Source organism: Corallococcus carmarthensis (assembly GCF_003611695.1).
Classification (GTDB): domain Bacteria; phylum Myxococcota; class Myxococcia; order Myxococcales; family Myxococcaceae; genus Corallococcus; species Corallococcus carmarthensis.
This window is the reverse complement of record NZ_RAWE01000007.1, coordinates 14,406-29,503: the sequence shown is the minus strand read 5'-3', so window position 1 is coordinate 29,503 and position 15,098 is coordinate 14,406. Positions and strand designations below refer to the sequence as shown.

Genomic DNA, 15,098 nt, shown 5'->3' with positions numbered 1-15,098 from the left:
GCCCGTCTATTGGAGCGTGTGTCGCCCAAAACATCCGATGCGCCTGTTTTCCCACCGCCTTGCTGCCCACCGCGTCATGGGACGCCTGGAGGCAGGACGCGAGGCCAGGTCGGCGTTCGTCGGAGGTTGGTGTAGAACGTCCCGGAAGGGCGGCAGGGGGGAGACGCCCGAGGGGACCGCATGGTGAAGCCGGCGAAAACGAGTCTCTGGGCGCTGGCGCTGGCCCTCCCGCTCCTGGCGGCGGGAGTCGCGGCCCTGAAGCCCCGGGCGCAGCCGCAGTCCGTTCCTGACACCTTCTGGGCGGATCGCCGGGCGGCGGCCCGCATCGAGGCCCGCCTGACGCACCCGGAAGCCGACCGCTACCGCTCGCGTGCCCCCGCTGGCGGTTGCCCGGTGCCCACCGAGCCGATGCCCCTGGGCCCGCTTGCCCGCATGGAGGCCCGCGAGGACTGGGGCGGCATCGCGGCGGCCTATGCCCTGGAGGGCGAGTGGAGCCAGGCGGCGTCCTTCCTGGAGCGCCTGCCGGCCTCTCCGGAGCGTGACAGCGACCTGGCGGCGGTGGCGCTCGCCAAGGGCGACCACGAGCGCGCGCTGCGCCTGCTGGACGCCGCGCTCACCGCGAAGCCCGGCCTGACGCAGGCCCTGTGGAACCGCGCGCTGGTGTTCCGCGAGATGGGGCTGACGCTGCGCGCGTCGGAGCTGTTCGAAGAGGTGGCGAAGCGCAACGAGCAGGGCTGGGGGCGTGAGGCCCACGCCCAGGCGCTGTCCCTGCGCGAGTCCACGCTGGAGCGCCAGCGCCAGTGGAAGGCCGCGCGCGACGCGACGATGGCCCTGGTGCAAGACCCCAAGGCGCCGCTGCCCATGGACGCGGCCCGGCAGCTCCCGGGCGCGGTGCGCGGCGTCTTCTATGATGCCGTGCGCACCGCGGCGTCGAAGGAGCGCGCGCTGTCGCTGCTGCCCCTGGCGAAGGAGCTGGACCGGCTGCAGGGCGGCAGCGTGCTCACGGACTACGTGCAGCGCGTGTCGAAGCGCGACTTCTCCCGCCGGGCGGAGCTGGCGCGCCAGTACGCGGAGGCGCTGCGCGCGGGCCAGGGCGTTCCGGAGACCCTGCTGGACCGGGCGCGCGTGTCCGGGGATGACGACATCTATCTGGGCGCGCTCTTGCGCAGCCGCAACGGCTCCCTGACCCGCCTGCAGGACATGGTCGCGCGCATCGGCCGCATGGGCGACCCCTGGTTCACGTACATCGCGGAGCGGGACCAGGCGCGCCAGGAGGTCGTCGAGGGCTCATGGTGGAAGGCCGAGCAGCGGCTGTTCAACGCGCTCCAGCGCTGCCGTGAGACGACGCTGTCGGTGCGCTGCCTGGACCTGGAGCGCCGGCTGACCATCTTCTACACGGACCTGCAGCGCCTCACGGAGGCGGAGCAGCACGCGCGCGTGCTGTGGGCGGGCGCCCGGCAGCTGCGGGAGTGGGACACGGAGTTCAGCGTCCTGGAGATCCTCAGCCACGTGGCGCGCTCCCGCAACGACCTGGGCAGCGCGCGCGCCTACCTGGAGGAGTGGTCCGCGCGAGGCGCCACCCGCAGCTGCTCCTGGCCCCACGTGCAGCTGGCGCACCTGTACTACCTGGACCTGCGGCCGGACGCCGCGCGGCGCGAGCTGGAAGTGGCGGACGCCTGCGCGGACAACCCCATGGAGCTCGTGTTCGGCGCGACGGTCGCGGAGCTGTCGCGCTTCGGCTCCGGCCCCCGGGACGCGCAGTGGCTGAAGACGGTCACCACGCGGGCCCTGGAGGGTGACTCCATCCCGGAGAGCGACCGCATCTACACGCACTACCTGGAGGGCCGCTTCCTCCTGGACCAGGACCGGGCCGGGGGAGAGGCGCTGCTCAAGCGCGCCATCGCGGACGCGGAGGCCCTGCCCCGCGGCGACGTGCTGGGGCGTGAGACCTGGGCCCTCAGCTATTCGTCGCTCGCGGCGGACGCGGGCCGCGCCGGTGAGTTCCCCAAGGTGGTGGCGCTGATGGCCGCGCAGCTGGGCACGCCCGTGCCCTCGCGGTGCGCGCTGGCGGCCAGCATCCACGCCGAGCGCACCACGCTGGTGGCGCTGGGCCCCAAGGGCGAGGTGAAGGGCTACTACGACGGCTCCCGCCGGGAGCCCTTCGCCCGGACGGATTCGTCCCGGCTGGTGCCGGAGCCCCTGCGCCAGACGCTCGCCGGCTGCGAGCGCGTGGACGTGTTCGCGTGGACGCCCCTCTTCGGCCGCACGGACCTGCTGCCGCCGGAGATGGCCTGGAGCTTCCGCCTGGGCCGCGCGCAGGGGCCGCGTCCGACGCCTGCTTCCATGTCCACGCGCCGCCTGGTGGTGGCCGGCGTGGACGCGCCGTCGCTGCTGCAGCTGCCCCGGCTCCCCTCGTGGACGCCGGAGGCGGAGCCGGGCGCCGCGCCGCCGGACGTGCTGTCCGGCGCGGACGCCACGCCCTCGCGCGTGCTGGAGCGGATGGCGGATGCCACGGAGATTGAAATCCACGCGCACGGCATCACCGACCCCAGCATCTCCGGCGCGTCGCTGGTGGTGCTGTCACCGGAGGTGAACGGCCGCTACGCGCTCACCGCGGACGTGGTGCGCGAGCAGCGGCTCACCGGCGCGCCCACCGTGTTCCTGGCCGCGTGCAGCGCGGGCCGCACCGCGTCCCTCCAGAGCACGGAGCCCTTCAGCCTGCCCGCGGCCTTCATCGACTCCGGGGCCCGCGCGGTGCTGGCCTCCACGGTGGACATCCCGGACGCCGCCGGCCGCTTCTTCGACGGCGTGCGCAGGGGCATCCACGCCGGCAAGCCCGCGGCCATCGCGCTGCGCGACGAGCGCCAGGCGTGGCTCGCGCGCGACGCCCGCGCCGCCTGGACGCGCTTCGTGCTGCTGGTGGAGCGGGCGGACTGAACCCCCGTCAGAAGGGAGCATCCAGGTGCGTGTTGCCTCCCGGAACGAGGAAGTGATGGAAGGTGACGCTGGCGCTCACGTCCAGCGCCTTCACCCAGTGCCACCAGCCCACGGGCAGGAACACCATGTCACCGGGCTCCAGGACCGCCTCCAGCACCGAGGCCTCCGCGAACAGCGGGTGCGCGGCCAGGTCCGGCTTCGCCGCGTCCACGTGGCTGAAGGTGCCCCGGTGCGGGTACACGCGGTGGCGCTCGAAGGAGGGCACCAGCCGCACCTGCTTGCGGCCCATCACCTGCCCCAGGAGAATGTTCATGTTGTCGTGGTGCAGCGGGGTGACGGTGCCCGCGGGCCCCAGCAGCAGCGTCAGCTGCTCCGGCCGCAGCGACGGGTCGATGATTCCCGCGGGGGCCCGCAGGTCGTCGCGCAGCGGCGCCAGCCCCTCGCGCCCCCAGTTGTCGTTGCGCGGCACCATGTAGAAGTCGTTCGTCTCTCCGGCCGCCTCCAGCTTGGAGAGGAAGTCCGAGAAGGGCATCCGCGCCCGGTGCCGGTCCTGCTCGGCCGCGTGCTCCGGGTTGGCGTCGCGTCCCACCATCACCTCCACCTCCACCGCGCCGAACCGCTCGCGGAAGTACGGCAGCGACCAGCGCCCCAGCGCGGGCCAGTCCTTCATCAGGCCGCGCAGCACCACCGGCCGGTGGCCCAGGTAGTAGCGGCGGAAGAACTCCTCCGGGGACACGCCCTCGCGCACCTCCAGCTCCCGGCCCCCGTCCCGGGCGCGCAGCTCGCTGTAGACATCCATCAGCGACTCCAGCCACCCGAAGTGCCGGGCCACCTGGAGCGCCGCCTTGAAGTAGGGGTGCTGCCCTACCGCCGCGATCTCCTCCCGCGCCAACGCCGGGTCCACCCCTGCCTGCACCAGCATCTGCTGTACGTCTTCCACCGACACGCCCAGTGCCAGGTTCTCCGCCAGCCACTGTCGCCACGCCGGGTGCAGCGGAGACTTGTCCTCGTTCATTCGGAACTCCTTGAAATTCTTGAAGGAATGGCCCTGGGGGGCCCCTCCTGCCGGTGCGGCGGGGCGTGCTATGGACCACTCCACCAGTCTTTTTCCACCCATCCCCGGTTTTCGCCGGACTTCCGCCGTACCAGGAGAAGCGACCCATGATCCCCGGAGACATGCCCTCCGCCGTCAATGCCTTCGAGCCGGACCGCAGCGCCCCTCATGTGAAGAATTCGTACGTCAACTGCCAGGAGCGCGGCCCCAAGCGGCGGCGCCCGCTGCCGCCGCCGTCGGTGGCCCCCCTCCTGGAGGGGGCGGAAGGGGCTCGCTGAGCCCCCTGCCCGGCGGGCTTGTCTGCCCTTCCGGGCATTTTTCTCTCAAGAAACGAACCGCTCGGCGTCTTTAGTCAGGAAAGCCCACCAGTCACTCCGGGGCCTTGTGTCATGGCCAACCTCTTCAACCGCGAACGGCGCCACTTCGAGGCGTTCATCCAGCGACACCGGCCCAGCTTGCTGGCGGTGGCGCGGCGGTTGTGCGCTCGCGGCGCCCTGGACCCGGAAGACCTGGTCCAGGAGGCCTTCGAGCGGGCGTTGCCGGAGTACGGCCACCTGAAGGACCGGACGGAAGCGGCGTGCGCGGCGTGGCTGTGCACGACGATGACCAACCGGTTCCTGGACCACTGCCGCCGGCAGCGCACGGAGAGCCGGGGGCTGCCGCACCTGGCGCTGGTGCAGGACCTGCCGGTGACGGGGGACGGGGACCGGGAGAACTGGGAGCTGGTGGGCAACGACGCGTTCCAGGCGGCCATCGAGCAGCTCAAGCCGCACCTGCGGGACGCGTACAAGCTTCACGCCGAGGGTCGCCGCTACCAGGCGATCGCTGAACATTTCAACGTCCCCGTCGGAACCGTGGGCAGCTGGCTGACGCTGGCGCGCCGGGACCTGAGGGAACTGCTGCTTCCGAGCGTCGCGGTGGCTCGGGAGCGGGGAGTCCAGTCATGAACGCGCATTGCACCCGGTTGCACCTCTTCATGGACGGCGAGCTGTCCGAGTCCGACGCCGAAGGATTCCGGAGCCACCTGCCGCGCTGTGCCGCGTGCGAGGGCGGCCTCAGGGACCTGCTCCAGCTGGAGCTCCTGGCGGCGCGGGCCCTGGGCACGGGCGTGGCGGAGCAGCCTGCTTCCAAGCCGCAGGGCAACGTGGTGGCGCTGGGCGCGTGGGTGCGCAAGAACGCGCGCGTGGTGGCGCCGCTGGCCATGGCCGCCAGCCTCTGCGCCATCTTCGTGCCGCGCATGCTGCCCGCCGCGGACGTGCCGGCGGTCGTCTTCCTGGCGAACCAGACCACCCGCGAGCTGGAGGCCCGCCTGTCTGATCCGCGCGCGGACATCCACCGTCCCTACAGCCCCATGCGCGGTGGCGCGGACGGCCTGGAGGCGGGGAAGGTCACGCTGCCGCTGCGTCCGCTGGCGGAGATGGAGGAGCGCAAGGACTTCCGCGGCATCGTCGCGGCCTACGTGCTGCACGGCCAGTGGCAGCAGGCGCAGGCGGTGCTGGCGCGCGAGCCCGAGTCGCTGGAGCGAGACATCGACCTGTCGGTGGTGGCACTGCAGGAAGGCCGCTACCAGGACGCGCTGAACCGGCTGGACCAGCAGGTGCTGCCCAAGGCTCCGCGCAACCCCCAGGCGCTGTGGAACCGCGCGCTCGCGCTGCGCGCCCTGGGCCAGAAGGACTCCGCCGCGGCCGCGTTCGACCAGGTCGCCGGGCTGAAGGAGCCCGGCTGGAGCGACGAAGCGCGCGGCCTGGCGAAGGGCCTGCGCGAAGAAGCCGCCCGCTGAAAAGCACCCGGGATTCCCCGCGCGTCACGAGCGTCCACCACCGGGCGCTCCGCGCGGGGTTTCCGCCTCACCGCTCGGGATGACGTGACAGGCTGCTGGGGTTGTCGGAACACCCCAGGAGCCGCCCATGCCCGAGTCCCCGCCCCGCGCTTCCGCCGACTACGCGTCCACCCGCCGGGACTTCCGGTGGGAGCGGCCGGCGCACTTCAACTTCGCCACGGACGTCATCGACCGGCACGCGGCCGAGCGGCCCCAGGCCCCCGCGCTCCAGTGGTCCGACGAGTCCGGGCACTCGCGGCGCTTCACCTTCCAGGACCTGAAGGAGCGCTCGCTGCACGCGGCGCGCTTCCTCACCGGGCTGGGCCTGAAGCGCGGCGACCGGGTCTTCATCCTGATGCCGCGCGTGCCGGAGTGGTGGTTCCTGGTGCTGGGCTGCATCCGCGCGGGCATCGTCTTCATGCCCGGCACGCCCATGCTCACCGCCAAGGACATCCGCTACCGGCTGGAGGTCTCCGGCGCGAAGGCCGTCCTCACCGACGCAAGCTGCCTGGACCGCTTCGAGGGCGTGCGGGGACAGGCTCCCGGCGTGACGACGTGGGTGTCCACCGGCGACGCGCCCGCGCCGTGGACGCGCTATGCGCCGGAGCCCCTGGCGGAGGGACAGGCGACGGCGTTCCCGCCCACGCGCGCGGATGATCCGCTGCTCATCTACTTCACGTCCGGCACCACCGGCATGCCGAAGATGGTGCTGCACACCCAGTCCAGCTACGGCCAGGGGCACTTCATCACCGGCCGCTACTGGCTGGACCTGACGCCGGAGGACCGGCACCTCACGCTCAGCGACACCGGCTGGGCGAAGTGCGCCTGGGGCAAGCTCTTCGGTCCGTGGAGCGTGGGCGCGTGCAACGTCGTCCACGACTTCCGCGGCCGGTTCGACCCCGTGGCCTTCCTGAAGGTGCTGGAGCGGGAGAAGGTCACCACCTTCTGCGCGCCGCCCACTGCGTGGCGTGCGCTGGTGCTCCAGGATTTGAAGGCGGTGGACCTGTCCTCGATGCGCCACGCGCTGAGCGCGGGAGAGCCGCTCAACCCGGAGGTCATCCAGACGTGGAAGGAGGCCACGGGGCTGCACATCCGCGAGGGCTACGGCCAGACGGAGACGGTGGTCATCGTGGGAATCTTCCCGGGCATGGAGCCGCGCGTGGGCTCCATGGGCAAGCCGTCTCCGGGCTTCACCGTGGCCGTCATCGACGAGCACGGCCATGAAGTCGCGGACGGACAGGAGGGCGACATCGCCGTGCGCGTGAAGCCGGAGCGGCCGGTGGGCTTGTTCGCGGGCTACCTCAACGACGACGCGGCCAACGCCGCCAGCAGCCGGGGGGACTGGTACATCACCGGCGACCGCGCGGTGCGCGACGCGGACGGCTACCTGTGGTTCGTGGGGCGCTCCGACGACGTCATCAAGACGTCCGGCTACCGCGTGGGCCCCTTCGAAGTGGAGTCCGCGCTGATTGAGCACCCGGCGGTGGCCGAGTCCGCCGTCATCGGCGTGCCGGACGACAAGATTGGCCAGCGCATCAAGGCGTACGTGCTGCTCACGCCGGGCCACACCCCGTCCCCGGAGCTCGCGCAGGAGCTGCAGGACTTCGTGAAGAAGACCACGGCGCCCTACAAGTACCCGCGCGAGATTGAGTTCGTCACGGAGCTGCCCAAGACGGTGAGCGGGAAGATCCGCCGCGCCGAGCTGCGCGCCACCCAGAAGAAATAGGCGGCGCGCAGGGCAGGGGACTACTTCAGCCAGTCCGAGTGCACGAAGCCGGCGTCGGGCTTGTCCCGGCGCTGGTACGTGTGCGCGCCGAACGCGTCGCGCTGGGCCTGGGTGAGGTTCTGCGGCAGCTCCGGGCTGCGGTAGCTGTCCATGTACGCCAGGCTGCTGCTGAACACCGGCACGGGGATGCCCGCCTTCGTCGCGGCGCCCACGAGCTTGCGCCACCCCGGGGCCAGCTTCTCCAGCACGGGCGCGAAGGCCTCGGACACCATCAGGTTGGGCAGCGTGGGCTGCTGCTGGAAGGCCTCGCGCAGCGGGGTGAGCAGCTTCGCGCGGATGATGCAGCCGCCCCGCCAGATGCGCGCCATCTCCGCCAGCGACACGCCCCACTTGTACTCGTCCGACGCCGCCTGGATGAGCCGCATGCCCTGCGCGTACGTCACCACGCGCGCCGCGTAGAGCGCGTCATGCGCCCACTGGGCCAGCTCCTTCTGCTCTTCCGAAGTGAGGGAGACGGTGGGGCCGTGGAGCTTCTTGCTCGCGGCCACGCGCTCCTCCTTGCGCGAGGACAGGTTGCGCGCGTCCAGCGCGGACGCGATGGAGGGCACCGGCACGCCCAGGTCCAGCGCCACCTGCACCGTCCACTTGCCCGTGCCCTTCTGGCCGGCCTTGTCCAGCACCATGTCCACCAGCGGCTTGCCCGTCTCCGGGTCGCGCTTGCGCAGCACCTTGATGGTGGTCTCCAGGAGGAACGACTCGGCGATGCCCTCGTTCCACTTGGAGAGCAGGTCGGCCAACGTCGCGGTGTCCAGGCCCAGGCCGCGGTGGAGCACGTCGTACGTCTCCGCGAGCAGCTGCATGTCCGCGTACTCGATGCCGTTGTGCACCATCTTCACGAAGTGGCCCGCGCCCTCCGGGCCCACGTGGGTGACGCACAGGCCCTCTTCGCTGCGCGCGGCGATGGCCTCCAGCACCGGCTGCACCAGCGCGTACGCGTCCTTGGGTCCGCCGGGCATGATGGACGGGCCGTTGCGCGCGCCCTCCTCGCCGCCGGACACGCCAATGCCCAGGAAGTGGAAGCCCTTCTCCTTGCACAGGGCCTCACGGCGGCGCGTGTCCAGGTACCAGGAGTTGCCCGCGTCCATGATGACGTCGCCGGGCGACAGCAGCGGGAACAGCCGCGCCATCATCTCGTCCACGGGGGCGCCGGCGGTGATCATCAGGAGGATGCGGCGCGGGCGCTCCAGGCCGGCGACGAACTTCTCCAGCTCCGGGTAGCCCTCCAGCGCCTGCTTCGGGTTCTCCTTCTGGACCTTCTGGATGCTCTCCGGGTGGCGGTCCCATACGGCGACGCGGAAGCCGTGATCCGCGATGTTGAGGGCCAGGCTCGCGCCCATGACGCCCATGCCCGCCACGCCGAACTGCGCCGGCTTCGTCTGTGTGCTCATCGTTCCCTCCAGAGGGCCCGCCTCACCCGTGGGCGGCGGGATCCAACATCCACTGCGTGTTCTTCACGTGCGACGCGGGCAGGGACATATCGCCCGCGAGCACCCGCCGCATGGCGTCCCGCTTGCCTTCGCCCGCCACCAACCCCAGCACCGCCCCCGCGCCCTGGAGCACGGGGAAGGTCAGCGTCATCCGCCACGGCGGCGGCTTGGCGCTCTGCTCCACCGCCAGCACCCGCCGCGTGCGCTCCTGGAGCGCCGGATGGCCGGGCATGAGGCTCGCGGTGTGGCCGTCCTCGCCCACGCCAATGAGCACCACGTCCAGCTTCGCGGGCAGCGTCTTCTCATAGTCGCGCGCCGCGGCGTCGCGGTCCGTGCGCTCGCCCTGCATGCGGAACACCTGCGCGTCCGGCAGCTTCAGCGGCGTCAGCAGCGACTCCTTCACCAGCAGGTAGTTGCTGTCCTTGTGGTCCGGCGGCACGAAGCGCTCGTCCACGAAGTACACGTCCACGCGCTCCCAGGGGAGCTGGTGGTCCGCGAGCATCCGGTACGCGGGCCTGGGCGTGTTGCCGCCCGACAGCGCCAGGCTCACCCGGGCCTTGGTCGCGAGCGCCTTCTGAAGCTCCCGCGCCATCCAGTCCGCGGCCTCGCGGGTCAGCCGCTCCGAAGGAACCACGAGGGGCTGGCTCATAGCGTGGACCACCGCCGGCCGTTCTTCGCGGGCAGCGCGTCCGCGGCGTCGGGGCCCTTGCTGCCCTTGGGGTAGGTGTGGATGGTGCCGCCGGCGTCCGTCTCCAGCGCCTGCAGGATGGGCGTGATGTAGCCCCAGGCCTGCTCCACGCTGTCCTGGCGCGCGAAGAGGGTCGCGTTGCCGCGCATGCAGTCCAGCAGCAGCCGCTCGTACGCCTCCGGCACGGGCTTCTTGAAGCTCTCCGCGTAGTCCATGTCCATGGTGACGCCGCCGATGTTGACGTCCTCGCCGGGGATCTTGGACTCGAAGGACAGCGCGATGCCTTCGTGCGGCTGGATGCGCAGCGTGAGCACGTTGGGTTGCAGCCGCTGGCAGGTGTCGCCGCCGCCGCTGAACAGGCCAATGGGCACCGACTTGAAGTGGATGGACACCTCCGTCAGGCGCTTCTTCAGGTTCTTGCCCGCGCGCAGATAGAAGGGCACGCCCTGCCAGCGCCACGAGTCGATGTTCATCTTCATGGCCACGTAGGTGGGCGTGCGGGACCCCTTCTTCACGCCCTTCTCTTCCTGGTAGCCCGCGTACTGGCCCACCACCACGTGCTGGGGCACCTCGCCGCCCTCCACGGGGCGCAGCGCGCGGAAGACCTTGTTCTTCTCATCGCGGATGTCCTCCGCGCCGAAGGACACCGGCGGCTCCATGGCGCACAGGGCCAGCACCTGGAGCAGGTGGTTCTGCACCATGTCCCGGATGACGCCCGTCTCGTCGTAGAAGCCGCCTCGGCCCTCCACGCCAATCGCCTCGGCCGCCGTGATCTCCACGTGGTCGATGTGCTGGCGGTTCCAGAGCGGTTCGAAGATGGCGTTGGCGAAGCGGAACACCAGGATGTTCTGCACCGTCTCCTTGCCCAGGTAGTGGTCGATGCGGAAGATCTGCTTCTCATCCAGCGCCGCGCCCAGCGTCTTGTTGAGGGCCTTCGCGCTCTCCAGGTCGTGGCCGAAGGGCTTCTCGATGATGAGCCGGTGCCAGGGCTTCTTGCCGGGCTGGTCCTCGCGCTTGAGCAGGTCCGCGTCCGACAGGCTCTTGATGATCTGCGGGAACGTGGAGGCCGGCGTGGCCATGTAATAGAGCTGGTTGCCGCCCGTCTGGTGGCGCTTCGCGATGTCCTGGAGCTTCTGGCCCAACTGCTTGAAGGCCTCCGGATCGTCGTAGCCGCCGGAGGCGGTCTCGATGGTCTCCGCGAAGCGCTTCCACGCGGCCTCGTCCAGCGGCTGCGTGCGGGCGAACTTCTGGAGGCCCTCCTTCACGTGCTCGCGGAAGGACGCGTCCTCCAGCTTGGAGCGGCTGAAGGCGACGATGGCGAAGTGCTCCGGGAGCAGGCCGGAGCGGGCAAGCTCGAAGAGGGCGGGGAATAGCTTGCGTTCGGCCAGGTCGCCCGTGGCTCCGAAGAGGACCAGGGTGCAGGGGTCCGGGCGGCCCGCGCTGAACACCGGTGCGCCCTCACGGGGATGGGTTTCGATGTGCACTCCCTGCGCGTCCATGCGGTGTCTCCCTCTGGGTTCGACCGAGCACCTTAAGGCGCTAATCTGGCGGCCCTGCAAGCGCATTGCAGGAGAATGATGCGGGCCTGACGTCTTGCCTGCCCCGGGGCTCGGGTGCCCCCTGACGCTCGCCCAGGCTCCTTCGGAGAGCGCGCGGGCGGCCGGGCGTGAGAGGGGTCGCGGGAACATGGTACTCCTGGAGGCCATGACGACTTCTCCCGTGGCGCTCATCACCGGGGGCTCGCGCGGCGTGGGCCGTGCGGTCTCCCTGCGGCTGGCCCGTGCCGGCTACGACATCGTCTCCACGTACCGGCGGGACGCGGAGTCCGCGGCGTCGCTGGCGAAGGACGTGGAAGCGCTGGGGCGCCGCTGCCGCACGGTCATCGCGGACCAGTTGGAGCCCGCGAGCCTCCACGGCGTCTTCGACGTCATCCAGGAGGAGTTCGGGGCGCTGGACGTGTTCGTCGCGAACGCGGCGTCCACGGTGTTCACGCCGCTGATGCAGACGAAGCTGCACCAGATGGACAAGACCTTCAACGTCACGGTGAAGAGCTTCCTGTTGGGCGCGCAGCGTTCGGTGCCGCTGATGGAGGGGCGCAAGGGGCGCATCGTGGCGGTGTCCGGCATGGACTCGCGCATGCCGCTGCCGTTCCATGGCCTGCTGGGCGCGATGAAGGGCGCCATGGAGATCATGGTGAAGTACCTGGCCGCGGAGCTGACCGGCACAGGCATCCGCGTCAACGCGGTCAACCCGGGCTACATCGACACGGACTCCAGCCGCTTCTACATGGGCGACGCGTGGGACGCGCTGGAGGCGAAGGTGCAGGAGCAGGTGCCCGCGGGGCACGTGGCCCACGTGGATGAGATTGCCCGCCCCATTGAATGGCTGTGTTCGGAGGGCTCCGCGTACGTGAACGGCCAGACGCTGGTCGTGGACGGCGGTCTGGAGATCAACTACGCGATGAACTTCGCGGCGAACATGACGCCTCCGGCCTCGCGCTGAACGGGGTTCCTCTCACGCATGCGCTACGTCGTCTCGCTGTGGTTCTTCGCGCTGTTCCTGGTCACCGCGCCCATCCTCTTCACGCTGGGCGCGGTGTTGTTCGTGGTGGCGTACCCGTTGGACCCCGACCGCCAGTGGCTGCACGTGCTGGTGTGCCGGTGGTGCTACGGGCTGTGGCTGCACGCCTCGCCTGGATGGAACGTGCGGGTGGAGGGGCGGGAGCTGTTGCCCAAGGGCCCGTGCGTCTACGTCGTCAACCACCAGTCGTTCGCGGACATCCTGGCGGTGATGGGGTTGTTCACGCCCTACAAGTTCGTGGCGAAGGCGTCGCTGTTCCGCACGCCGCTGGTGGGCTGGATGATGACGCTCTTGGGCTACGTGCCCATCGTGCGCGGCAGCTCCACGTCCATGGAGCAGCTGCTGGGCCCGTGCCGCCGGTGGCTGCGGAGGGGCATCCCGGTGCTCATCTTCCCGGAGGGCACGTATTCGCCCGGGGAGCTGCTGCCGTTCAAGCGCGGCGCGTTCCAACTGGCGCTGGAGGAGCACGTGCCGGTGGTGCCGGTGCTGGTTCGCGGCACGCGTGAGCTGGTGGATGGGGATGGGCCGTGGATGAGTCCTCGCGCCACCGTCACGGTGAAGGTGCTGCCGGCGCTGCCGCCGGAGAGCTTCGGGCCGGATTCCGCGGCGCTGGCCACGCGCGTGCGCGAGCAGTACGTGGAGGCACTCGCGCGGGTGGGCTAGGGGCACGGACGGGGTAGTGTCCAGGTCATGCGCCACCTGCTCCTGTGCTGGCTCGGGGTCTGTCTGTCTTCCACGGCGTGGGCAGGGACTCCTGCCCTTCCAACCCCCTTGCCGGAGGCGGGAACACCCGACCCCTTGCACCTGGTGTTGTACGTGTCGTCGCTGAGGGTGGTTGAAGGGGGCACGGCTTCCTTCAGCGTGGCGTTGGCCGGCTACCCGTTGTCCGGCACCCCGGGTGGGTTGCTCACCGTCACGGTGGAGCGGACGGACGGCGACGTGGACCTCTCGGTGCGGGAAGGAGCGTCGCTCACGTTCGACCCGGCCACCTGGAGCACGCCCCAGGAGGTGGTGCTGGCGGCCGCGAAGGATGCGGACAACGAGGACGGCACGGCCACCTTCACGCTGTCCGCGCCGGGCTTGGAGTCGCGCACCGTCATCGTGACGGAAGCGGATCAGGACCCCCTGGCTCCGGTCTTCACCACCGTGCCTGTCACCCAGGCCGTGGTGGACGTCCCCTATCGGCTCGGCGTGCACGCGCGGGGACGGCCCGCGCCGGCGTATGTCCTGCGCACCGCGCCTCCGGGAATGAGCCTGGATGCGCTGGGCACCCTCACGTGGACGCCTTCTCAGCTGGGGGAGGTGGACGTGGCGGTGGTGGCGAGCAATGGGCAGCAACCCGATGCGGAGCTGTCCTTCCGGCTCGTCGTGGGGCGGGATCAGCCCCCCTCGGCGCGCATCATCGCCCCGCTCCAGGACGAGCGGCTGTCAGGGCCCCTCGCCGACTTCTCCTGCGAGTGCATCGACGACGTGGGTTGCGTGCGCGCGCTGTTCCGGGTGGATGGCGTGCCGCTGGTGACCCAGGAAGGCCCGGGCCCCGTCTATTCCGTGAGCGACTGGGACATCACGGGGCTCGCTCCTGGAGGCCATGTCCTCCAGGTCTTCGTGACGGACTCGGCGGGACACGAGGTCGAGGCCAAGGCCGTCACGGTGTACGTCGACCGTCCCGGTCCGGACGCGGGAACGGCGGTGGATGGTGGGCGGCCCATCGAGGTTGGGGACGAGGGCGACGACATCATCGACCCCTGGAGCTGTGACTGCGCGACCACCGGGTTGGCTCCGGCGGTGTGGGTGGGGCTGGGCCTGCTGGGACTGCGCGCCCGGCGTCGCCGGGCCTGACGTGGTGCCGGGCGCGGCGGAAGCTCAGGCGTGCTCGGAGCCGGGCAGCTCTTCGTCCAGCGGAGCCTCCGCGTGCAGCGGGGCGTCCGCCGCGTTCGACGCGGGCGGCGCGGGAGCGGCCCCGGTGACGGCGCGGGCCAGGTCGTGGGGCGCGCGGAGCAACGTCTCCAGCGCGGCGGTGCTCGCGGGGACTCCGCGCTGCTCCACCTGGAGCCAGCCGCCCTTGATGCTCACGCGGCGGTGGCCCTTCAGGCCCAACAGGCGCTGACGCACGCCCGGATCCAACAGCACGGGGCGCGCTTCGGGAGCCAGCCCCTCCACCTGGAAGGCTGAGTCCAGCTCCGCGTCACCCAGCGACTCCTCGCGCGGGGTGGCGGCGCCAGGGACCTTGTCCTCGGGACGCTCGTGCTCCAGCAGCAGGTCCGCGGGCAGCGCGCCCTCCAGGTCCAGCCGCAGCACCGTCACGGTGTGGCGCTTCTTGCCTCCCGCGCCGCGCTTGCCCGTGGCCAGGAGCAGCGGCCGCCCCTGATAGCGCCCCTGCACCTCCATCCGACGCTCCGCGATGGCGAGGCCGTGCGCCTTCGCGAACGCCTCCCACGCGGCGCGCTGACGGCGCTTGAGCTGGAACAGCGTGGCGAGGACCAGTGCGCCCAGCACGAGCAGGGACGCGAGGATGCCGAGCGGAGAAAAGACACCGGGAAGCATGGCGGCGCATTGTGCACTGGCCTCGCGGCGCGTGAACCATCAATCCGATCGCGGATGCACCGCCGCGCGCCGGGCAGGCTTGCTGCATGGGGTGCGTGGACCTGGGGAAGGAACGCCGCGCGCATGCAAACGTGTGGAATCCCGCGTGCCTCGCGCGCTCCGTGCCCTGGATGCATGGCGGGACTCGCGGCAGGTGCACGGATGGCGCACGCGTCCCCACGCCGCCGGTGTGTCCTCGTGGGTGGGCCTCTTCCCTGGGCGGA

13 protein-coding genes are annotated in these 15,098 nt (G+C 71.0%); 8 read left to right on the top strand and 5 right to left on the bottom strand.

The window, feature by feature from the left end; translation table 11 throughout:
- Positions 1–180: 180 nt before the first annotated feature.
- Positions 181–2,937 carry a CHAT domain-containing protein gene (locus tag D7X32_RS03420; RefSeq protein WP_120601050.1) on the top strand — a complete coding sequence of 919 codons (2,757 nt, stop codon included), beginning with the start codon at positions 181–183 and terminating at the stop codon, positions 2,935–2,937.
- A 7-nt stretch (positions 2,938–2,944) separates the two neighbouring features.
- On the opposite strand, the gene D7X32_RS03415 is transcribed toward D7X32_RS03420, so the two are convergent.
- Entirely contained in the window at positions 2,945–3,952 is a 1,008-nt protein-coding gene (locus D7X32_RS03415) for a cupin-like domain-containing protein (protein ID WP_120601049.1), read from the bottom strand.
- A 146-nt stretch (positions 3,953–4,098) separates the two neighbouring features.
- On the opposite strand from D7X32_RS03415, the gene D7X32_RS45315 reads away from it, so the two are divergent.
- The 4 genes from D7X32_RS45315 (at position 4,099) to D7X32_RS03400 (ending at position 7,536) form a co-directional block, all read left to right on the top strand.
- Complete coding sequence (locus tag D7X32_RS45315) at positions 4,099–4,269, top strand: hypothetical protein (protein WP_158625604.1); 171 nt, start codon at positions 4,099–4,101, stop codon at positions 4,267–4,269.
- 111 nt (positions 4,270–4,380) lie between these two features.
- Complete coding sequence (locus tag D7X32_RS03410; RefSeq protein WP_120601048.1) at positions 4,381–4,938, top strand: RNA polymerase sigma factor; 558 nt, start codon at positions 4,381–4,383, stop codon at positions 4,936–4,938.
- Positions 4,935–5,771: a zf-HC2 domain-containing protein gene (locus D7X32_RS03405; RefSeq protein ID WP_120601047.1), complete on the top strand. Its 837-nt coding sequence runs from the start codon at positions 4,935–4,937 to the stop codon at positions 5,769–5,771. Before D7X32_RS03410 ends, D7X32_RS03405 begins: the two co-directional genes overlap by 4 nt.
- A gap of 127 nt (positions 5,772–5,898) precedes the next feature.
- Entirely contained in the window at positions 5,899–7,536 is a 1,638-nt protein-coding gene (locus D7X32_RS03400) for an acetate--CoA ligase (protein ID WP_120601046.1), read from the top strand.
- Between the two features lie 20 nt (positions 7,537–7,556).
- On the opposite strand, the gene gnd is transcribed toward D7X32_RS03400, so the two are convergent.
- From gnd to zwf, 3 genes are read right to left on the bottom strand one after another with little or no spacing between them, the layout of a single operon-like run.
- The gene (gene gnd / locus D7X32_RS03395) at positions 7,557–8,984 is read right to left on the bottom strand and encodes an NADP-dependent phosphogluconate dehydrogenase (RefSeq protein ID WP_120601045.1); all 1,428 of its coding nucleotides are present in this window, start codon (positions 8,982–8,984) and stop codon (positions 7,557–7,559) included.
- Positions 8,985–9,006: 22 nt separating this feature from the next.
- Complete coding sequence (gene pgl / locus D7X32_RS03390; protein ID WP_120601044.1) at positions 9,007–9,672, bottom strand: 6-phosphogluconolactonase; 666 nt, start codon at positions 9,670–9,672, stop codon at positions 9,007–9,009.
- Positions 9,669–11,210: a glucose-6-phosphate dehydrogenase gene (gene zwf / locus D7X32_RS03385; RefSeq protein ID WP_120601043.1), complete on the bottom strand. Its 1,542-nt coding sequence runs from the start codon at positions 11,208–11,210 to the stop codon at positions 9,669–9,671. The genes pgl and zwf overlap by 4 nt, the downstream gene beginning before the upstream one ends.
- Before the next feature lie 205 nt (positions 11,211–11,415).
- Here zwf and D7X32_RS03380 point away from each other — a divergent pair, with 205 nt between their 5' ends.
- The 3 genes from D7X32_RS03380 to D7X32_RS03370 all read left to right on the top strand — a co-directional run bounded on the left by D7X32_RS03380 (position 11,416) and on the right by D7X32_RS03370 (position 14,130).
- Positions 11,416–12,213: an SDR family NAD(P)-dependent oxidoreductase gene (locus D7X32_RS03380; protein WP_244238824.1), complete on the top strand. Its 798-nt coding sequence runs from the start codon at positions 11,416–11,418 to the stop codon at positions 12,211–12,213.
- Positions 12,214–12,231: 18 nt separating this feature from the next.
- Positions 12,232–12,954 (top strand): lysophospholipid acyltransferase family protein, encoded by a 723-nt coding sequence (locus D7X32_RS03375; RefSeq protein ID WP_120601041.1) that lies wholly within the window; start codon positions 12,232–12,234, stop codon positions 12,952–12,954.
- A 135-nt stretch (positions 12,955–13,089) separates the two neighbouring features.
- Complete coding sequence (locus D7X32_RS03370; RefSeq protein WP_120601040.1) at positions 13,090–14,130, top strand: hypothetical protein; 1,041 nt, start codon at positions 13,090–13,092, stop codon at positions 14,128–14,130.
- A 24-nt stretch (positions 14,131–14,154) separates the two neighbouring features.
- Here D7X32_RS03370 and D7X32_RS03365 read toward each other — a convergent pair whose 3' ends face one another.
- Positions 14,155–14,835, bottom strand: coding sequence for a hypothetical protein (locus tag D7X32_RS03365; protein WP_120601039.1), 681 nt, complete (start codon positions 14,833–14,835; stop codon positions 14,155–14,157).
- Positions 14,836–15,098: the final 263 nt, after the last annotated feature.